We start from the raw sequence: 19,633 nt of genomic DNA, 5'->3' as shown, positions 1-19,633 counted from the left end.
TTCTTCGTCAACCACCCGTTTGCCGTTGGCAAATATCCCTTCCCTGTTTGCTTCGGACAATACGGGCGTATATACCGACTATCGGCTCACCTACCTGATCGGGACTACCAATGAAACCCAGTCGAAGTATTACACACTGAAGTATAACCCTTCCGTAGAATCAGTAGTAGAAGCAATGGAGAATCCGATGATACCAGTGATCCGGTTCAGTGAAATCTGTCATATCCTGGCGGAGATCAGTAGCTATAATGGCAAGATAACCGAAGGAATCAACTACCTCGAAACAGTTCGAAAAGCCCGTGGAGCTGAACGTACCCTTAGTCTGACAGTCAGCACCCGTGAACAACTGGATGCCGAAATACTGCTCGATATACGGAAAGAAATGATAGGCGAAGGTGGAACCTTCTACACCTACAAACGGATGAACCTCTCCACCGTGCCCGATTCCGACGAGGAAGGAGAAATCAACATGACAGGTTCTTATGTACTTCCATTGCCTACCAGTGAAACAACCAACTAATGCCCGGATAAGATGAAACGAATATTGACATATACCACCTTCTGCCTGCTGCTTGTTTTCGTCTCCTGCAGCGAAGAGCAACTGGAAGTTTATCATGGAGACAACTACGTCTATTTTACTTACATGAACGATAAGTCTCCCCAGAAAATAACATTCAATTTTGCTACGGATGCACCCTTGCTTCGGGAAGGAACCGTGAAAGTGAAAATGACACTTCTTGGCTACCTGCTCGAAGAAAATGCTACCTGTGATATTTCCGCAGTGGGAGAGAAGAGCACCGCCCGTTCCGGCATCGATTATGCCCCTTTGACTTCCGGCATCTTCCATAAAGGACTGGCAGAAGACACCTACGAAGTCACCGTCTATCGTAATGAAGCACTGCTCAACACAGAATATACACTTACCCTTTCGCTGGATGCAGTGGAAAACTGTCTGGTAGGCCCGGCAGAATATCAATACGTCACGATTCAAGTGACCGACCGGATTTCCTGCCCTGTGTGGTGGAGCCAGAGTTCAGCGGCCAATCTGGGAGTATACTCGGATATGAAATACCGTGTTTTTATCATTTTCATGGATGGCGAGATACTCGAATCATTGGATAAATACACCGGCATTGAGTTTGTCAATCTGATAGCCGACTTCAAGGCTTGGTGGAAAGACCAGTGGCAGCAAGGCAATTACCAATATTATGATACAGATGGAGTGACACCGCTGTATGAAACCATTCTCGATAACTGACAATAAACTATGAAGCGAAAAACAATACTATTCATTTCAATCCTGCAGCTTCTCGTGATAACCGGCTGTTATGACGATTTGGGAAACTATGGCTATACAAACTCTACCAAAGTCTCTTTTGTGAACTCCGCTTCGTCGGACTACACATTTATGGTAGGCGACCTTTTCGAGATGGATGCTCCCGTCAACTTCTCAACCGACATCGGAAACGTAGACGAACTTTTCACCGTCCAATGGTACCTGAACCGTGAACTGATCTACACTGGCTATCATCTGAAATACCAGTTCGAGAAAGGCGGGACATACGAACTGATACTGAAAGTAATCAATAAGGAAACGAACGAAACGTATATCAGCAATAAATACACCCTGACGGGAAAGAATAGTTTCGACTGGGGCTGGATGATTCTCTCCGATAAGGGAGACGGAAAATCTGCCTTGTCTTTCATCAATCCGGCCTTTCGGGTGACGCACAATGTGGAGAGCACCATCGAAGGTGGTTTAGGTACAGATCCGCAGGGAATCTACTACTATTATGTATTAGGCTCTATCTCCGGTTCCTACGTTTCGGGCTTACCGAAAGTCCTGATAAATCAGGGCAGTGGAAGTGTCACGCTGGACGGTAATTCGTTGCAAAAAGACATGTGGCTTGCCGACGAATTCGAGAACCGTAAAGAACCGGATGACTTGAAGATAATGGACCTCGCTTTCAAAGAAGAATATTACGTGATTTGCTCCGAACAGGGGGAAGTGTATATCCGTGCCGTAGGCACTGACAATAAAGCGATTCCTTATTACGGGAAGTACGGCGTCATGCCGTATGAGTTTGAGGGAGGTAGCCGTATCACCTGTTTCGCACCGTTCCACAACGTCACTTATTGGTGTGCCGACGAAGAACGTTGTATCTTGTATGATGAGCAAAATGCCCGTTTTATCGGCATTACACATTATCCGCAGTGGGGAGCAGTTTATACTCCTGCCATCGTCTACTTCAAAACATACGATCAGGATTTGGAAGTTCCCTCCGGTGTGTTGCGGGTGAACAATATGGGAGCGGGAACCCACTGCCTGGCAATAGGCGCTTACGAAAAGAAAGATGTAGCCTCCAACGGCGGGCTGACATTTTGGTCAAACTACGTGTCGCTGATTGACGTGCAGGGAACCGGAAATTATGATTTGCACGAGTTTGCCGTAAAAGACATGGATAATAACTCTCACCTGATAACCGGTACGGATCAATACGGATTCAGCGGCAGCTCCTTATTGACTCCGCAAAGTGTCATTAAGATGTCCTCCAATTTTGAAAAGAACCCTTATTTCTACTTTACCGACGGAGATAAGAATCTCTATATATACAGTATGCAGATGCGCAGCCATATGCTGGCTTACACAGCGGGCAGCCGTATCACCGGCATCAGTGGAAGTCCTGTTGTTTGTGAGTTTTATGGCTATGGGGGAAATAGCACTGATCCGAATTTCCGGCTGGCACTTTCGCAGGAAAATGGGGATATCGCCATCATCGATGTAAACACGAGCCAGATGGTACGTCTCTTCGAAGGTTTTGCTCCCGATTTGGAATTGAAGACTTTTAGCGGGTTTGGCGATGTGAAAGGCATGGTATGGTGCACGAACTATGAAGGAGAATATTAATTGGAAAAAGAAAATAACCTATCAGTAAATAATTAATCATTTAAACGAGAAAAGTATGAAAAATAGACTGTTTTATTTTGCTGCTTGTGTAGCTTTAGTATTGTCTTCAGTAAGTTGCAGCAGTGACGATGGTGAAGAAGAAGATGCAGATATTCCCGTAGTGGGGAAAATTGCTGTTTCCGGTGCTTATAATGTGTATTCCCATGGAAGCCAGGGATGGATTGAAGCGGACAAGATAGGAATATATGTGTTGTCCGATGGCAAACCGCAGGAAAACTTGCCGTATGCTCCGTCGGAAGTAGCGGTGGCTACTACTACAGAATTGGATGGTAAAACGTATATAGTATATGATCGTGATAGTCGTGTGACTGAAGATATTACGCTGAATCCTTCTTCCGAACTTGCTGCAGGATTTAAGGGTGGCGATCACACTATTTATGCCTATACGCCCTATAACGCAGCTTCACAAGATTATAAGGCTGTCGCTTTGCCCAACTTAGCTGTGCAGGAGTATTATGAATCAGAGTTTATGCCGCATCGTAATTATAGCTTTGCTTATGCTTCGGCTACTACATCTAGCTATTCTGCTGCAACTGTTTCTTTGGGAGAATTCAAACCATTGTTTTCTCAAATCACTTTACCGGGTGCGGGATGCCCGGATTCTTTTGTCGGTAAGAAATTTACTAAAGTGGTGGTGAGCTGTGACCATCCGATTGCCTACGAAGATGGAGCAACTGTAGATTTGTCGACAGGTAAAATTTCCGGTACTCCGATAAACAGTATTACTTATAATCTTCCTAATGGCGGCTTCGAGATAACTGCCGGGTATTTTGGTGCCAGTTTGGAGACCTGTTATATGATGATTGCCGTACCTTTTGAAACAGGGCTAACTTATACCTATAATTTTACTTTGACAATTGATGGACAGGAATATACTATTTCAGGCAAACCGAATGAAAAGATGTCTAGTATCAACAACTTAAATATGTATGGCATTGCCGGTATCGAATAATTATTATCTTTGTATCTGTATATAAATATTAAAAAAGAAAGCATGAAGAAATTAGTTTCAATTCTGATGATTCTGGCAATGATTATCCCATTGGCCGGAGCACAATCGACGGACATCTTCAAGAAAAAGAAGAAAAAGAAGAGCAAGACGGAAGCGGTGGATAAAGCCAAGGCTGACTCCATTGCCAAGAGTAAGAAAGATGCTCTGCAACCTTACGCAAAAGTAATCACCGGCAAAGCCAAAACAATGGACGGCTTTTTCAAAGTGCATTATGTAGATGGTAAATATTTTTTCGAAATAGCCGACTCTCTTTTCGGACGTGATATTTTGATTGTGAACAGAGTTGTGAAAGCACCGGTAGACGCGCAGAAGCGGAAAGTCGGCTATCCGGGAGATTACATCAGCGACGAAGTGATCCGTTTCGAGAAAGGACGCGGCGACAAACTGTTCGTGCGTGAAATCTCTTATCTCGAACATTCTGCTGATACACTGGGCATGTATCAGGCCGTATTGAACTCCAATGTTCAACCCATTGTGGCCACCTTCCCGCTGAAAACTGTCCGCAAAGAAGGAGAAACTACCAACTACGTGATCGACATGACCGACTATATCCGTAAGGACAACGAAATGTTTTCATTCACCAGCCGGGTGAAAGACAACATCGGAGCGAGCAGCATGGTAGACGACGCCAGTTATATCGACACACTGAAAGCCTTTCCGCAAAACATCGAAATACGTACCGTGCGTACCTTCCAGCGGAAGAAAGGAGGAGGCAGTGGACTTGAGAAACTGCTGGCAGCTTTCTTTGCCACCTCTACCACTCCGTTGACTTACGAACTGAACAGCTCTATGCTATTACTTCCCAAGGAACCGATGAAACCGAGATTGCACGACGACCGGGTAGGTTACTTTGCTGTGAGCTATAAGGATTTTGACGAGAATCCGCAAGGAGTGAAGTATAAAGCGAATATCACCCGCTGGCGTCTCGAACCCAAAGACGAAGACCGCGAGAAATACCTGCGTGGCGAATTGGTGGAACCAAAGAAACCGATTATCATTTATATCGACCCTGCCACTCCGAAGAAATGGGTTCCGTACCTTATTCAGGGAGTGAACGACTGGCAAGCCGCTTTTGAGAAAGCAGGATTCAAAAATGCAATCTTCGGCAAAGAAGCACCGACGGACGATCCTACCTGGAGCTTGGAAGACGCCCGCCATTCGGCTATCGTGTACAAGCCTTCCGATATTCCGAATGCAAGCGGACCTCACGTGCACGACCCTCGCAGCGGTGAAATTCTTGAAACGCATATCAACTGGTATCACAATGTGATGAGCCTGCTTTACAACTGGTACATCGTGCAGGCAGGAGCCATTGATCCGGGAGCACGCAAACCGATGTTCGACGATGAACTGATGGGCGAACTGGTACGTTTTGTATCTTCCCACGAGGTGGGACATACATTAGGACTGCGTCATAACTTCGGTTCTTCCAATACCGTCCCGGTAGAGAAACTTAGAGACAAAATATGGGTGGAAGCCAACGGTCATACACCGTCTATCATGGACTATGCACGCTTCAACTATGTGGCACAGCCGGAAGACAACGTTTCACGTTCGGGAATATTCCCCCGTATCGGTATGTATGATAAATGGGCGATTGAATGGGGCTATCGTTGGATGCCTGAATATGAAACGGCGGAAGCCGAAATACCTCACTTGAATAAGTGGATCATTGAGAAGCTGCGGGAGGACAAACGCTATACGTTCGGAACGGAACTCGACAGAAACGATCCCCGCAACCAGAGTGAAGATTTGGGAGATGATGCCATGCTGGCAAGCTCGTATGGAATCAAAAACCTGAAACGCGTGATGCCTGAAATCATGAACTGGACTTATGAACCGAATGAGGGTTATATGAAAGCTGTCCGTTTGTATCAGAATGTGGTGGGACAATTCGACTTGTACATGGGCCATGTGGCTACCAATGTGGCCGGTATCTACCACAATCCGATTTCTGTGGAACAGACAGACATGAAAGCGGTGGAATATGTTCCGAAGGATATTCAGAAGAAAGCGGTCGACTTCCTGAACAAGGAACTGTTTACCACACCGACCTGGCTGATGGATGATAAACTGTCCGAAAGAACTGGTATCAATACTTTCAATTCGATCTACCGTGTACAGAGCAGTACATTGAAACAACTGCTTAGCAGCCGCACACTTGATAAGATGACGGACAACGAACTGGTCAACGGAGCGAAGGCATACACAGCCAACGATTTGTTCCGTGATTTGAAGAAGAGTATCTGGAGCGATATGCAAGGAGGAAAGAAACCGGATGCTTCCCAACGTAGTTTGCAAAAGACTTATGTCAATGCGTTGATTGGAATGCTTGATAAACCGAAGAACAGTTCCGGTTCGCTCGGAAGTCTGGGTGGTTATTCGCTCGTAGCTTTCGATTTCCCTTCTGAAGCACCGACTATTGCACGCGGACAGTTGACTGATCTTAGAAGAGACCTGACCAATGCGGCAAATGCTTCCAGTGGAATATACAGAAGTCATTATCTGAACTTGAAAGCGTTGATTGATGCTGCATTCGACGTGAAGTAGAAAAATAATTTACGATTAAGTTCATTTACGATTAGACGATTTACGATGTACGATTGGAGTTAGTACATGGTAAGTCGTCTAATTTGTAGATTAGCTGATTGTAAATACGTTCTTTTTGCCCCATCTTTACGACAGTATTAGGCGGATTTGCCCCATTTTTGGAACATAAACGATAGACTTTTGCCCCATCTTTGAAACAAAATCAATGGTATTTTGCCCCATCTTTGGAAATTCTTTATAACTTTGTTGCTGGAATTAGTTTATCCGACTACGGCAACGGAAGTTCCGGCCACTCCTGAAATAAAGCGTATGCCCAAACTGGTCTGGTTAGATACAGGATTGGTGAATTATGCGGCACAGGTACAGAAAGAGGTTTTGGGAGCAAAAGATATAATGGATGCTTGGCGTGGTATGATAGCGGAGCAGATTGTAGCGCAAGAACTGTTGACACTGACAGATAAAGTCAGTCAGAAACGTTGTTTCTGGGTGCGTAATAAAAGTGGTTCTAATGCAGAAGTCGATTATGTGTGGGTGCAGGATTCTATGGTTTATCCCATTGAAGTCAAATCAGGGCATAACGCCCACTTGCGTTCCTTACATTCTTTTATGAATCACTCTAATCAGACTGTTGCAGTCAGAATATGGTCGCAGCCTTATGCTGTGGATGAGGTAAAGACGGCAGACGGAAAAGAATTCAAATTGATAAATCTACCTTTTTACCTCGTTGGAAAATTAGACAGCATATTACGTCGGTTCTAAACGGCCTTTGATAACGCGTAGTCTAGCAAAATCATAAGTTAAAGATTAGGCACGGATTACACAGATTGCACGGTTAGTGCTATGCTTGTACAAAGCAACCGTGAAATCCGTGTTATCCGTGCCTAAATTATAATAAAGCTAATTTTTTTAGACTTTATCCCAATCCTTTTCAGCATTAAAGCAAGGACAGGCTTTGATCCATTCTTCCGGTTCAATCTCGCCGTTTCCGTTCAGGTCGGGGCTAAGATCCCGGTGTCCACATATCCGGCAATCGGGATACTCTTTCAATAAAGTGAGAATTAATACACGCAGAGAGTGTTTTTGCCAACAGGTGCGTGTGTCCTTCGGTTGTCCCATGCAGTCGAGTCCTCCTTCGTAGCAGATACCTATACTTTCCTTGTTGAAACTGCGACAATGCGCACCGACCTTTTCTATCGGACGGGTAGACTTTATATCACCGTTCTTGCGGATATAAAAATGATACCCCGTTCCGTTGAATCCGCGCCTGCGGTGGCAGATATCCAGATCATATTCCGTGAAGCTCTTGTCCTCGCGCGTGGCGGAGCAATGGATTACTATTAGATTGATAGTTCTCATGGATAAGACCGTTCATTGTCAGGCTTCCGCCATGCTACGTTGCGAGCACTCTTTATGGATGCATTGCAAGGTGGCAGCCTGCGCCAGCTGACCTCTTAATGAGAATATCTCCGTATGCATCTCTTTCACTTTCGAGCTAAGGTCGAAATAATCCTTCAACACTTTTTCCAACTGCTGCATCAGAAAAGTATATTGGTCTTTCACCAGTTCGCTGAACTCTTTTACTTCTTGCGCCATTACTTTGCGCTTTTTGCGGTTACTGCCCAGAAAGGGCAGGATCGTTATAATGATCTCTATGATTTTATCAAGCATTTTAATAAATTGAGGATTGAAAATTGAGAATTAAAAAATAAATGTAGAAGAAAACAGAAACCGCATAGAGAGTAACTGTAGAAATCACTCCGTAATATCCATGCGGCGCTGTTTTAAAGATTAAGCTGCCGGGTCCGGAGCTTCTCCGCTTCCGCCGCTGTTTCCACCGCTACCGCTATTTCCGTCATCGTCACCTTCTCCGTCGCCCTTTGCTGCCAGGATAAAATCGACATTATTTTCGCCTCGGGTAGTGGCATGGCTCGTATTTACCAATTGAAGCGCCTTGTCCGCCACGAAACGGACATTTACTTTGCGGATGCTGCGCACCGTGCAATCTTTCTCTTTTTCTGCCCCCTCGCTGCTCAATGTGATATGAAACGTACCCAATCCGTCAACCTTCACCTTGTCGCCCTGGGTAAGCGATAGGCGTAACTGCTCGACAAAAGCCTCAATGGCATGCTTCACGTCTCCTGCAGTGAGCGAGGAGTTCGCTTCGATGGCATCCGCCAGCTTGTTGATGTCCATCACTCTCACTGTGCCCGATTTCTGGCGTACATAATACAACATCTGTGAATCCGGTTGATTCACATACTTTCTGCGCTGATAGCGCTCCACTAATACATTCATACAATAAAAAGTTAAGGTTTAAGTAATAAAATTTTCTCTGTCCTTACGACATTACAAATATACGAAATATGAGAGGGAAAGTCAAGTGTTTTGCTATATATATTGTATGTATAATGAAATAAAATGAGAAAATGATTTATGCTATATGTTGTAATATAAAATTGTATATTATTAGTGTAACTGTTTCTTATTTGGCATGTTTCAGCATATACTCTAACGGAGGGACATATTCGGTGATCTTGGTCATTTCCGGATTATGTCTGAAATAGACGTTTCCTGTCTCTCCGTTGCGTTGCTTGGCTATGATGACTACTCCCAGACCTTCGGTGGGATAACCACTTTCCCGGTCGGTCGTCACCCTTGCAAGGGCGGGACGGTAGAGCAGCATGACGACGTCTGCATCCTGTTCAATAGCTCCGCTCTCGCGGAGATGAGCCAGTTCGGGACGGCCGGCAGGGCGGTTTTCCGATTCGCGGTTTAGCTGGCTAAGCAGTACGACTGGTACATTCAGTTCTTTGGCTAGCAATTTTGCCTTGCGGGTGGCTTGTGCCACTTCCTGTTCGCGGTTGCGGTTGTTTTGACCGGTCGTCATGTCGCAGAGTTGCAGGTAGTCGATAATAATAGCATCGCACGCATGTTGGCTTTGCAGCAGTCGCGCGCTGGAACGTATATGTTCCATGTTGACCGATGTGCTGTCGTCTACGTGTATCGGCAGGCGTTTGAGGTCAGCGGCTGTTGTGCGTGCCTCTACGAGTTCCTGTTGGCTGACGGTTCCCGATCGCCAATGGCGGGCGCTGATTTCGCTGACCGCTGTCAGCCATCGGTCTGCTAGTCGTTCCCCTTGCATCTCGAGGCTGTAGACAGCTACGGCATACCCTGCCATTGCTGCGCTTCGTGCCATGTGTAGTGCGAATGCCGTTTTTCCTACGCCGGGACGGGCGGCGACCACCACCAACTCGCCTTTCTGTAGTCCGGACGTCATGCGGTCCAGATCCGCCAGTCCGGTAGGGAGGCCGGTTACTCCGTTTTTGTTGTTGGCGATACGTCCTTCGGCTTCTACCATGGTGGCGGTCATTAGTTCATCCATGTCGCGCATGTGGTTGTTATGGCCGAATTCGCCTTCCAGACGGTCGAGCAGGTTATGCGCGTCTACCAGTGAGTCGTCAATATCCATCGTTTCGTCTAGCGAACAGGCGAGGAGTTTGTTGAACCCCAGAATCATTTCGCGTCGCAGGTATTTCTCGTGTACGATCTGCGCATGATATTCAAGATGGGCGGAGGTTGCCACCTTGCTGCTCAATTGGGTGATGCCGAACGGTCCGCCCGCCTCTTCGAGCTTTCCACGGTGGGAAAGCTCTTCTTTTACGGTGAGGATGTCTATCTTTATTCCTGCATGATACATGGCCAGTATGGCGGCATAGATAACCTGATGGCGCAGGACGTAGAACATTTCGGGACGCAGCTTGTCGGCTACCAGTGGTATGGCTCCCTGTTCTATCAGGCAGGCGCCGATGATAGCTTCTTCTATTTCGGGAGCCTGTGGCGAAACTCTGTTTTCGGTATTCATATTATCAGTATTCGTTAAGAAAAGCTTTGTTGGATAAATAGCTGGCGGCATGGAGAAGGAAATTGATGTTCGTTTGGTGGAAATAATATTCCTCTATCCTGTCGATGGCGAGTTGCTGTTCCTTGTCGCCCAACTTTTTCCATTCGCGTTGTGCTTTGGCGATATTCTCTTTGGGGAGCTGTGTGATGCTGTGGAATTCATTCCAGAACAGGTGAAACTTTTCGTTGACGGCTTTCTTTTTCTGCTTGTCGCTATCGGGAACTCCCATCCATTTATCGTATTCGACGACACGAATATGCAGGGAGGAATTGTTGGGGTGAGAGATGATTTCTATAATTCCCAGCGTGGCAAGCTCGTGTATGAACCTGAAGGCTTTTCCGACAGACCAGTGGAAGATGTGGCTCCAGTCGCGATAACTAAACAGGCTTTCGCCTCTTTTACACAGGCAGTTTTTATTTTGACGGTCGTTGTAGAGTGTATCCGAATAATTGACCTTCATCAGAATTTTCAGGAGAGCTTCTATTTCTCCTTCTTGCATGTGTCGGTCTTCTATCTGCTGCTGTAGTAAGGCTTTAGGGATAATGAGAAAACCATGTTTCAGCATGGCTTGAAAATTGAAATTTTTCATTGAGTGTTATTTAAATTTTCTGTAAAAGTACGCTATTCCCGTGCGGTTTGCAAGGGGTGTGTCTGTTTGTGGACGGGTGTGGACGAAGAAGAATAGTTGTGGTACGTAAGTTGTTGTATTTTTGTTTTCTTTCATGGGGCGAAGAAGCGATCAGGAGATGAAACGGATGCTCTGTTTGTGTTTGATAGAACTTCTGCCGGAGATAAACAGAGCCTTCGTTGGGAGGATTCGGAGGCTCTGTTTGGAATGAAAAAAACGGTCATTTTGCCGAACGCTTTGTGGAACGCTTTTTTCTTTCTGTAAATAGCTGTATAAATGATAGTTATCTTCTTTTCCGAAAAAAGTGGTGAACGCAAAGTGGAATACATAATAAACAATAAAAAGATAAATGATATATTTAAAAATATATAGTTCGATTTTCTTTTTATTCCTTGTCGATGTTTTCGTTTTCTACTACGTAATTAAACGTTGGTCGGCAGGGCGATGTGGGGAGGTCCCCAATGGCGGTAAAGGATTAGTTGCATTTCGGGACTGATGTCGATTGTTTGGCAGGTGTAATACGCGGCAGCCAGTTGTTCGTTCAACGTCTTGTCTGCTTTGATGCGTTTGCGCATTTTTTTGCTGGCGGAAGAGGCGTTTGCCAGATCTGGAAAATATTCTTTCGCCAACTCGGAGAAATACTTGAATCCATTGATGCTGTAGTGTTCGGCAGCTGGTTCATTGTTGTTCATAACTTTGTTGTTTTTTAGTAATTAAAATGATTATTTGTTTAAAAAACTGCGCAAATGTATAAAAATAAATTTGATAGATAATGTGAATATTTCAGTTTTTAATATTATAATTTTATATATGTAAATCTTTGTATATATATTTTCGTATTTTACTAAAGTAAATTGTGAAATTAGTAAATATTAATTATTAAATTATTTTTTAATGAAAAAGGAAAGTTTTACTTCGTTTATGAAACAAGTGGCTGTTGATTTGCAGCAGAGTGGGAATTTAGGGACCGCTCATGTATATAGAAGTAGTTTGAATGCGATTCTTACTTTTCAGGGTTCCGGTTGTTTGTCGTTCCCGGAAATAACTCCGGAGTGGTTGAAGCATTTTGAGGGTAGCCTTCGTGCTCGTGGGTGTAGCTGGAACACGGTGTCTACGTATCTTCGCACGTTGCGTGCGGTTTACAATCGTGCTGTCGATCTTCGGAAAGCGCCTTATGTGCCGCATTTGTTTCGCTCCGTATATACAGGTACGCGGGCGGACCGTCGTCGGGCATTGGATGCGGAGGATATGAAGAAGGTATTTGCCCGTCTGTTGCAGTCGGATGCGGTTACTCCTGCCATGAGGGGTGCGCAGGAATTGTTCATCCTGATGTTCCTGCTCCGGGGGCTGCCTTTTGTCGATCTGGCTTATCTGCGTAAGAGTGATCTCCGGGGGAATGTGATTAGCTATCGTCGTCGTAAAACGGGGCGTCCACTGTCTGTGACGTTGACGTCGGAAGCGATGTTTCTTTTACGGAAGTATATGAGTCGCGAGGAGCAGTCGCCCTATTTATTCCCGATTCTTCACAGTGACGAAGGTTCGCCAATGGCGTATAGGGAATATCAACTGGCTCTGCGCAATTTTAACTATCAGTTGGAACTGGTGGGAAAGCTGCTTGGACTCAAAGACCGGTTGAGCTCATATACCGCGAAACATCATACAATCTCTATCTAATTGAAAATTAAACAGTTATTTCTGTTTAATTAATATCAGGTAACGATTTAGAAACGAGCGAATTACAATATTCTGTTTTCTTTTGCCTCTGTCAAAGAACGATTCTTTCAATGCAAATATACACTTTACTTGTGACAAAAGCAATCTTTTTCTACATTTAATCGACTTACAGTCAGCCTTAAAGAGGGTATCTGGTCTCATTCCATCTTCTTCCTCAAAAATAACATAGCAGTCTAAATTGGTTTATGTATGGGATAGGTCTTGTTCATTCGATCCGGTAGACTACTATACATAAAAGTATAAAGGCGAGATACGACAAGGAGATGCCATGCTTTTGTGTAAGGGGAATCTCTCTTAGCTTATCGCAGACCATGTATAGCTAAGTGTTTTGAGAATAAACAGTCTGTAAAAAACGGAAAGACACCGATTATGGGCCGTATCACCATCAATGGAACCCAAGCCGGTTTCAGTTGTAAGAAAGAAGTGTCCCTCGCTTTGTGGGACGTCAAAACCAACCGGGCCAAAGGCAAGTCCGAGGAGGCCCGTACACTCAATCAGGAGCTTGACAATATCAAGGCGCAAATCACCAGGCACTACCAGTACATCTGCGACCACGACAGTTTTGTTACAGCCAAGAAAGTCTATAACCGCTATGTCGGCTTCTCAGAGGAATGCCACACCCTTATGAACCTTTTCAGGGAACAGCTGGAACCGTATAAAAAGAAAATCGGCATAGAGAAAGCCGAAAGCACCTACTGCGGTCTGGTTGCCGATTACAAGAGTCTCCTGCTTTTCATGAAAAGCAAGAAGAATGCAGAGGATATTGTCATCGAAGAACTTGAGAAATCATTCATCGAGGATTACTACAACTGGATGCTCGGTACATGCGCTTTGGCAAACTCCACTGTCTTCGGGCGTGTCAATACCTTGAAGTGGCTGATGTATATCGCGCAGGAAAAAGGCTGGATACGGGTTCATCCGTTCGCATCATTCGAGTGTATGCCCGAATACAAGAGGCGTTCTTTCCTTTCCGAAGAGGAACTGCAAAGGATAATCCATATAGAACCGAGATACAAACGCCAGCGTGCCATGCGCGACATGTTCCTGTTCATGTGCTTCACCGGTCTTTCCTATGTGGACTTGAAAGCCATAACATACGATAATATCCATACCGACTCCAACGGCGGTACATGGCTGATGGGCAACCGTATAAAAACGGGAGTGGCGTATGTCGTAAAATTATTGCCCATTGCTATCGAACTGATTGAAAAATATAGGGGTACGGATGAAAAGAAAGACTCCCCGAATGTGTCTTTCCGGTAGGTGAATACAATGCCATGCGGCTCAGTCTTGGAATCATAGGCAGGAAATGCAACTCCGGGGCGAGGTCACCCCGCACATCGGACGCCACGCATTTGCCGTTCTAGCCATACTCAAGGGGATGCTGCTGGAAACTCTTCAGAAAGTGTTTGGGCATAAGTCCATCACATACGTCCTGCGCATCCATTCACTTGTCCGGCGCAGGCGGGGCAATCTTTTTCTGGAAGTCGCCCATCTGTACGACCAGCGTGCTGACCAGCTTTCTCAACTCCTAATACGCGCTTGTTTCAATAATTGTCAGTTCCATACTAAAATTCTTTTTAAGATTCTGAATATGCGACAAAGTAACGCACATCCTATATCCTTTCCAAACAGATAATATCAGAGTCTTCCGTTGGCGTGCATTGGCGTATCCAACGTTAAAAGAGAAGGTCCTTCACCTGCATCCATGCGGCAACGGAACTTCCATTCCCTTACTTGTTTTCCATAAATTTATAGGATTAATTTCTGGTGCATGATATTAATAGTCATTATTCTGTCTGCTTTTTTTGCTTGCATAATTGCAGCTAACAGTTATCTATTCCAGAACGCATTGTTATGGAAAATGGCAAGCTGTTTTGTTGGTTTATGGATATTGTGTATGATAATTACCGTCTTCGTTTGTCGTAAACTTGAATGCTCTAATTAAAACAGTACGGTTGTCATGCTTTGTGTGTTTTATTATAAATATTATGAATTATTTGGAATTGATATGTAATATAGATAATTTTGCAGTCGGGAAATGGTTTCGGGAGGTTTACGCCTTCCGAATGAAAAGGGAACCCGGTGAAAATCCGGGACAGTACCCGCTGCTGTGAGTCCACAAAAACGGACATCGAACTTTTGCCACTGGTGTAATACCGGGAAGGCACGATGACCGGGACGAGTCAGAAGACCTGCCATGACCGGAATGAGATTTACACCTGCGGGATATACGGGTCGTAATCAAATAAGGAATAGCTCATCGGCCATTCAATATTTGAAGACAGACATATTCCCGTTCGTGTAAGTCCGCACGAACGGGAATTTTTTGTGTTTGTTAATAATATGTTTTACATTAAAATGAGTGACCTATGAAAAGAAAATTACGCTTTCTGGCAGGTGCCTGTCTATTTACCGCAACCGCCTTGTTCTCTGGCTGTAGCTCGGACGATGACTTTTTGATGGACCCGGTTGATTCCGGAACTTCGCAAACCCGTGCTGTGACAAATCCGGACGGTACTTTAACTATCACTTTCGATGATTTCGATCCCGGCATGTTAGCAGGACCTACCTCGGCCGGAGAAAATCTTTATTCGTACCAAGGGTATCCTCAAGTAACCACCATTTACGACAATACTCCGGAAGAATATCTCTTCCTTTCAATGTTTAATACTGTAGGTGGAAGCACAGAGTATTCCAGCGGCGGCATCGCACTTTCCAACTGGAACATCCGCTCCAATCAGTCGGGAAATACCGGAGACTGGTGGTATTCTTATCTAAACCAATGTTCTGTCTATAACACTGCGGTGGAAGCGGAAGGACAGAATAAGGAAGCCGGGCACAGCGGTTCCAATTTCGGTGTCGTTTACGGATATGTGGATGCTTACAATCAGGCATGGATGGCTAAACCAGAATTTTATTTCAATGTTCCCCGGAAATTGGTCGGCCTGTGGATCTGCAACACCTCATACACTTATGGTGTCATTACTTATGGTAATCAGTTCGGTTCTACGGGGGTAGCGACTCCTCTGAAAGAGATGAAAGGGTATTTCCAAGTGAATCTGGAATGTTATGATGCGAATGGCGGTCTGATCCGCACTTACAAACGTCTTTTAGCCGATTATCGTAACGGCCAACAACAGGTTGATCCTATCACGACATGGGATTATTGGGAAATCAATGCCGAAGGGGTGCAAAGTGTGAAATTCAACTTCGAGGGTTCGGATTCGGGAGCATACGGTTTGAATACTCCGGCTTATATCTGTATTGATGATATCACCATACAATAAAAAGAATACAAGGATATCCCTTCTGTCGGGGGTATCCCTGTTATTTTTCTAAAATCCACACATCATGCATCGTTTTCACTATTTTATTATTTCTGCCTGTATGCTGTTCACCTCCTGCAACAAGGATGAAGTCATTACCGAAGAAGTAGGAGGACAACCTATAATAGAACTTGACAGCGAGACCGGTATTTACACGGTCAAGGTCGATCACGAATTGACTATCGCCCCGACATACCAGAATGTTGAAGATGCTCTTTTTGCTTGGACGATAGACGGTACGCTGGTTTCTTCGGGTCCGTCTCTTCAACGTACATGGAATGAATGCGGGGATTTTTATGTCAAACTAAGAGTAGACAATGCGGAAGGCTATGCCGAAGAGGAACTGAAAGTAGAAGTGAAAGAACTCACCCCTCCGGTCATCTCACTGGCACTACCTTCGCAGGGGCTAAAAGTCGTCCGGAATACCGATTACACATTTACTCCCGATATTCAGCATTCGGATGTCGAAGGGTTCAAAATCGAATGGGTACGGGAAGGAAAAATCGTTTCCACCGAGAATACTTATACTTTCAATGAAAAAGAACTCGGTGTTTATACGGTGACAATCAACGCTTCCAATATAGATGGGACAACAACGAAAGACGTAAGCGTAGAGGTCGTGGAAACGATGCCCTACGTTGTCAAATTCCCGACCCCGTCTTACCTGCAAACATCCACGGACAGGTACACTTTTGCCGACCGTCCTGTTTTCCTGCGTCCGTTGTTGGAGTATTTCGACAATCCCCGTTTTGAGTGGAGTGTGGACGGTCAGGTCATGGAAGGAGAAGTGGAACGCATGTTCAAGTTCACGCCGTCCGCACCCGGAGAATACACCGTCTCCTGTACTGTGTCGGAAGACACACCGACGGAAAAAATAAGCAGGAATATCGACAAAGGGAAAACGGCTGTCACTGCCACCGTAAAAGTCGTTTGTGTGGACAAAAAGGAACAAGACGGCTTCCGGGCCTCGGGAAGTTCCAAGCTCTGGAATAAAGTCTATGAATATACCCCAGCTCCCGGCCAATTTATCAACGAGACGAGCACGATAGGCGGTATGACCGGCAACGAAACATCCCCTGAAGCGGCTGTCGCATGGGCAACACAGCGTTTGAAAGACAAACTGCACGTCTCTTTAGGTTCTTTCGGGGGTTATATCATCGTCGGCTTCGACCACAGTATTCCCAATTCGGGTAACCAATATGATTTCTGTGTTCAGGGGAACGCCTTTGACGGCAGTTCCGAACCGGGTATCGTATGGGTCATGCAAGATATAAACGGAAACGGATTGCCGGATGACGAGTGGTACGAACTGAAAGGATCTGAAGCAGGCAAGGAAGAAACAATACAGAATTTTGAAGTGACCTATTACCGTCCGGAAGGCAAAAAAATGGATGTCCAATGGATCAGTTCCGACGGTAGAAACGGCTGGGTAGACTATCTGTCCGCTTATCATACACAAGACTATTATTATCCGGCTTGGATTTCGGAAAACAGTTATACCCTGACAGGCACTTGTCTGGCCGCCCGCAACACCCAAGATTCTCAAACCGGTTATTGGGATAATCAGAGTTATGACTGGGGGTACGTGGATAATTTCGGAAACGACCAGATAGAAGGCGGCAGTACGGTGGATGGAAGCGGACAAAGGAACGGTTTCAAAATTTCCAATGCCATCCATGCCGATGGAACGGAAGCCAATCTGCAATATATTGACTTTATCAAAATACAATGCGGTGTTCTGGCCAAAAGCGGCTGGCTGGGCGAAGTTTCTACGGAGGTATTTTCTTTTGAGGATCTAACCAAATAATAAAAATTACAAGTATGAAAATTTATTTTCTTCCCATGCTCCTATCCTTGTTCTTTTTGGGAGCGTGTGACAAAAACGATGAAATTATACCTGAAGATGCAGATGAAAATTTCATCACATCGGTCGTGATGACCGTGGACGGGAAATCGTACACGGCCGACATTACGGACAATACAGTAACAATAACCGTTCCCTATACGGTATCGCTGAACAACGCCGAAGTGGAATTCAAGTACACAACTTCTGCAACAATCATACCTGATCCTGAAACGGTAACGGACTGGGATAACGAACGAACCTTTCGGGTGACATCCTATAACGGAGATGCCCGCGAATATACCTATAAGGTCGTGAAAAGCGAGATAGAATCTGACGGAGATGTGGAGTTGAAGACCACCGAGGAGGTAGCTTCTTTTGCCGCAACCAAAACAACCGTTGTCAAAGGGAACCTGATTATCGGCTCTGATGCGGAAGAGGCAGAAAAAATCACTGACATATCTGCATTGGCATCTTTGAAAGAGGTTACTGGCAACATTGTCATTCGTAACAGTTACAACGGTGCAGACTTGACAGGGTTGGATAATATCGTTTCTGCCGGAGGTTTACAGGTAGGTTCGACCGATGTCGCCTCGAAAGCTACGGAACTTCACATGATTTCCATGAAAGCATTGGAAACGCTCTCCGGAGACATATCGGTATATAACGACCAAGTGACGTATGTCCTATTCGAGAAACTGGCAACTATTGAAGGAAGCGTGATGTTCAATGCGTCGTCGTTACAGAGTTTTGAGTTTCCGGTTCTGACTACTGTAGGTCAGGATCTGAATCTTCAAGGACTCAATGAAGAGAACACAGCAGCCGGTTCGATTGCGTCTTTGGAAATACCGGAACTGACAAGTGTCGGAGGGGTCTTGTCCGTAAACAATCTTGCCAAGCTGACTTCCATGAGCTTCCTTAAGCTGAAAGAGACCGGTGGCCTTGATTTCCATACCGTCCCCGTGATGTTGGAAACCATCAACCTTCCGGAAATCGAAACAGTAAACGGAAGTATTATTATGGAAGCCAATATGGAAGCTCCTCCTACCGGTAGTTTTGTTCCCCAACGAAATGACGTGCTTCAGGCTTTCGGTGGAATGGACAAACTGACAACGATAAAGGGACAGATAAAGATAAAGAATTTCACGGCACTCAAACAACTTCCCGACTGGAGCAAGATCACCACACTTGGAAGCATCACGCTGGATTATCTTGAAGATGTGAGCGGAACACTGCTGTTGCCGAACGCCCGATTTGAAACCTTCGGAGAAACAGCGCCCCAGATTGAAATTATAAACAAGGTGCAGCTCTCCAAAATTGAAACAGCCGAAGATTTGTCAAATGTAAATTTTGTCATCACCAGTCTCACGAATAATAAGTTCCCTGAAATCACGTTCAAGAATATCAAAGACTTCACTTGTAAGCCAACCACCAACAATACCGATTATACCATATCGACAATTCAACATGTATATGGAAATCTAAATGTGACAGGCCAAATGCGAAGCAATGCCAAATTTCCCGACTTGGAAATCATAGATGGATATGGATATATCCAAATACCCATGTTTGCTTCAATCACAATGCCAGTCTTGAAAGAAGTGGGAGGACAGTTCTATTTATCTGGAAATTTTACCAGTTGTAACTTGCCCTTACTATCCAAAGTTT

Annotated in this window: 16 protein-coding genes, 2 pseudogenes and 1 riboswitch; of the genes and pseudogenes, 12 read left to right on the top strand and 6 right to left on the bottom strand. The window is 45.0% G+C overall.

Annotation, left to right across the window (positions count from 1 at the left end):
• The 6 genes and pseudogenes from BSCG_RS30310 to BSCG_RS25660 all read left to right on the top strand — a co-directional run.
• Window positions 1-520: RagB/SusD family nutrient uptake outer membrane protein (locus tag BSCG_RS30310; protein WP_241762132.1), on the top strand; the 520-nt coding region annotated here is incomplete at its 5' end.
• A 12-nt stretch (window positions 521-532) separates the two neighbouring features.
• The gene (locus BSCG_RS25640; RefSeq protein WP_008774676.1) at window positions 533-1,258 is read left to right on the top strand and encodes a DUF4843 domain-containing protein; all 726 of its coding nucleotides are present in this window, start codon (window positions 533-535) and stop codon (window positions 1,256-1,258) included.
• Between the two features lie 9 nt (window positions 1,259-1,267).
• Window positions 1,268-2,908, top strand: coding sequence for a PKD-like family lipoprotein (locus BSCG_RS25645; RefSeq protein WP_004311312.1), 1,641 nt, complete (start codon window positions 1,268-1,270; stop codon window positions 2,906-2,908).
• A 55-nt stretch (window positions 2,909-2,963) separates the two neighbouring features.
• A complete protein-coding gene (locus tag BSCG_RS25650; protein WP_004311311.1) occupies window positions 2,964-3,920 on the top strand; it encodes a fimbrillin family protein in 957 nt (318 codons plus the stop codon).
• 42 nt (window positions 3,921-3,962) lie between these two features.
• Window positions 3,963-6,530 (top strand): zinc-dependent metalloprotease, encoded by a 2,568-nt coding sequence (locus BSCG_RS25655; RefSeq protein WP_004311310.1) that lies wholly within the window; start codon window positions 3,963-3,965, stop codon window positions 6,528-6,530.
• 243 nt (window positions 6,531-6,773) lie between these two features.
• Window positions 6,774-7,289, top strand: a pseudogene (locus BSCG_RS25660) (DUF4143 domain-containing protein); the annotation flags it as partial.
• A 147-nt stretch (window positions 7,290-7,436) separates the two neighbouring features.
• Here BSCG_RS25660 and BSCG_RS25665 read toward each other — a convergent pair.
• From BSCG_RS25665 to BSCG_RS25695, 6 genes are all read right to left on the bottom strand, one after another.
• Window positions 7,437-7,886, bottom strand: a complete 450-nt coding sequence (locus tag BSCG_RS25665; protein ID WP_004304204.1) for an N-acetylmuramoyl-L-alanine amidase — start codon at window positions 7,884-7,886, stop codon at window positions 7,437-7,439.
• 18 nt (window positions 7,887-7,904) lie between these two features.
• The gene (locus BSCG_RS25670; protein WP_004304203.1) at window positions 7,905-8,198 is read right to left on the bottom strand and encodes a hypothetical protein; all 294 of its coding nucleotides are present in this window, start codon (window positions 8,196-8,198) and stop codon (window positions 7,905-7,907) included.
• A 120-nt stretch (window positions 8,199-8,318) separates the two neighbouring features.
• Window positions 8,319-8,825, bottom strand: a complete 507-nt coding sequence (locus BSCG_RS25675) for an HU family DNA-binding protein (protein WP_004304202.1) — start codon at window positions 8,823-8,825, stop codon at window positions 8,319-8,321.
• A 187-nt stretch (window positions 8,826-9,012) separates the two neighbouring features.
• Entirely contained in the window at window positions 9,013-10,392 is a 1,380-nt protein-coding gene (gene dnaB / locus BSCG_RS25680; RefSeq protein ID WP_008644681.1) for a replicative DNA helicase, read from the bottom strand.
• Between the two features lie 4 nt (window positions 10,393-10,396).
• Window positions 10,397-11,020 (bottom strand): hypothetical protein, encoded by a 624-nt coding sequence (locus BSCG_RS25685; RefSeq protein ID WP_004304200.1) that lies wholly within the window; start codon window positions 11,018-11,020, stop codon window positions 10,397-10,399.
• A 461-nt stretch (window positions 11,021-11,481) separates the two neighbouring features.
• Complete coding sequence (locus BSCG_RS25695; protein WP_008774673.1) at window positions 11,482-11,751, bottom strand: DUF4248 domain-containing protein; 270 nt, start codon at window positions 11,749-11,751, stop codon at window positions 11,482-11,484.
• Between the two features lie 202 nt (window positions 11,752-11,953).
• Between BSCG_RS25695 and BSCG_RS25700 the strand changes: the two are divergent.
• From BSCG_RS25700 to BSCG_RS0127120, 6 genes and pseudogenes are all read left to right on the top strand, one after another.
• Window positions 11,954-12,715, top strand: a pseudogene (locus BSCG_RS25700) (tyrosine-type recombinase/integrase); the annotation flags it as partial.
• A gap of 447 nt (window positions 12,716-13,162) precedes the next feature.
• Window positions 13,163-14,056, top strand: a complete 894-nt coding sequence (locus BSCG_RS0127135; RefSeq protein ID WP_008774671.1) for a phage integrase SAM-like domain-containing protein — start codon at window positions 13,163-13,165, stop codon at window positions 14,054-14,056.
• Window positions 14,057-14,102: 46 nt separating this feature from the next.
• On the top strand, window positions 14,103-14,432 hold the full coding sequence (locus BSCG_RS30845) for a hypothetical protein (protein ID WP_004289226.1): 330 nt from the start codon (window positions 14,103-14,105) through the stop codon (window positions 14,430-14,432).
• 386 nt (window positions 14,433-14,818) lie between these two features.
• Window positions 14,819-15,011: riboswitch (cobalamin riboswitch) on the top strand.
• A 154-nt stretch (window positions 15,012-15,165) separates the two neighbouring features.
• Entirely contained in the window at window positions 15,166-16,083 is a 918-nt protein-coding gene (locus BSCG_RS25705) for a DUF4465 domain-containing protein (RefSeq protein WP_007567599.1), read from the top strand.
• Window positions 16,084-16,147: 64 nt separating this feature from the next.
• Window positions 16,148-17,929 carry a PKD-like domain-containing protein gene (locus BSCG_RS25710; protein WP_004293827.1) on the top strand — a complete coding sequence of 594 codons (1,782 nt, stop codon included), beginning with the start codon at window positions 16,148-16,150 and terminating at the stop codon, window positions 17,927-17,929.
• A gap of 14 nt (window positions 17,930-17,943) precedes the next feature.
• Window positions 17,944-19,633, top strand: a 1,690-nt coding sequence (locus BSCG_RS0127120; RefSeq protein WP_032849265.1) for an epidermal growth-factor receptor (EGFR) L domain protein, incomplete at its 3' end; no start/stop codon positions are given.

It is taken from the genome of Bacteroides sp. 2_2_4 (assembly GCF_000157055.1).
GTDB classification, from domain to species: Bacteria; Bacteroidota; Bacteroidia; order Bacteroidales; family Bacteroidaceae; genus Bacteroides; species Bacteroides ovatus.
Note: the sequence above shows the minus strand (reverse complement) of the source record. Positions and strands in the feature narration are given on the sequence as shown.

Coding starts and splice junctions, on each gene's coding strand:
- BSCG_RS25640 (WP_008774676.1), top strand. CDS start 533: ATGAAACGAATATTGACATATACCACCTTCTGCCTGCTGCTTGTTTTC.
- BSCG_RS25645 (WP_004311312.1), top strand. CDS start 1,268: ATGAAGCGAAAAACAATACTATTCATTTCAATCCTGCAGCTTCTCGTG.
- BSCG_RS25650 (WP_004311311.1), top strand. CDS start 2,964: ATGAAAAATAGACTGTTTTATTTTGCTGCTTGTGTAGCTTTAGTATTG.
- BSCG_RS25655 (WP_004311310.1), top strand. CDS start 3,963: ATGAAGAAATTAGTTTCAATTCTGATGATTCTGGCAATGATTATCCCA.
- BSCG_RS25665 (WP_004304204.1), bottom strand. CDS start 7,886: ATGAGAACTATCAATCTAATAGTAATCCATTGCTCCGCCACGCGCGAG.
- BSCG_RS25670 (WP_004304203.1), bottom strand. CDS start 8,198: ATGCTTGATAAAATCATAGAGATCATTATAACGATCCTGCCCTTTCTG.
- BSCG_RS25675 (WP_004304202.1), bottom strand. CDS start 8,825: ATGAATGTATTAGTGGAGCGCTATCAGCGCAGAAAGTATGTGAATCAA.
- dnaB (WP_008644681.1), bottom strand. CDS start 10,392: ATGAATACCGAAAACAGAGTTTCGCCACAGGCTCCCGAAATAGAAGAA.
- BSCG_RS25685 (WP_004304200.1), bottom strand. CDS start 11,020: ATGAAAAATTTCAATTTTCAAGCCATGCTGAAACATGGTTTTCTCATT.
- BSCG_RS25695 (WP_008774673.1), bottom strand. CDS start 11,751: ATGAACAACAATGAACCAGCTGCCGAACACTACAGCATCAATGGATTC.
- BSCG_RS0127135 (WP_008774671.1), top strand. CDS start 13,163: ATGGGCCGTATCACCATCAATGGAACCCAAGCCGGTTTCAGTTGTAAG.
- BSCG_RS30845 (WP_004289226.1), top strand. CDS start 14,103: ATGCAACTCCGGGGCGAGGTCACCCCGCACATCGGACGCCACGCATTT.
- BSCG_RS25705 (WP_007567599.1), top strand. CDS start 15,166: ATGAAAAGAAAATTACGCTTTCTGGCAGGTGCCTGTCTATTTACCGCA.
- BSCG_RS25710 (WP_004293827.1), top strand. CDS start 16,148: ATGCATCGTTTTCACTATTTTATTATTTCTGCCTGTATGCTGTTCACC.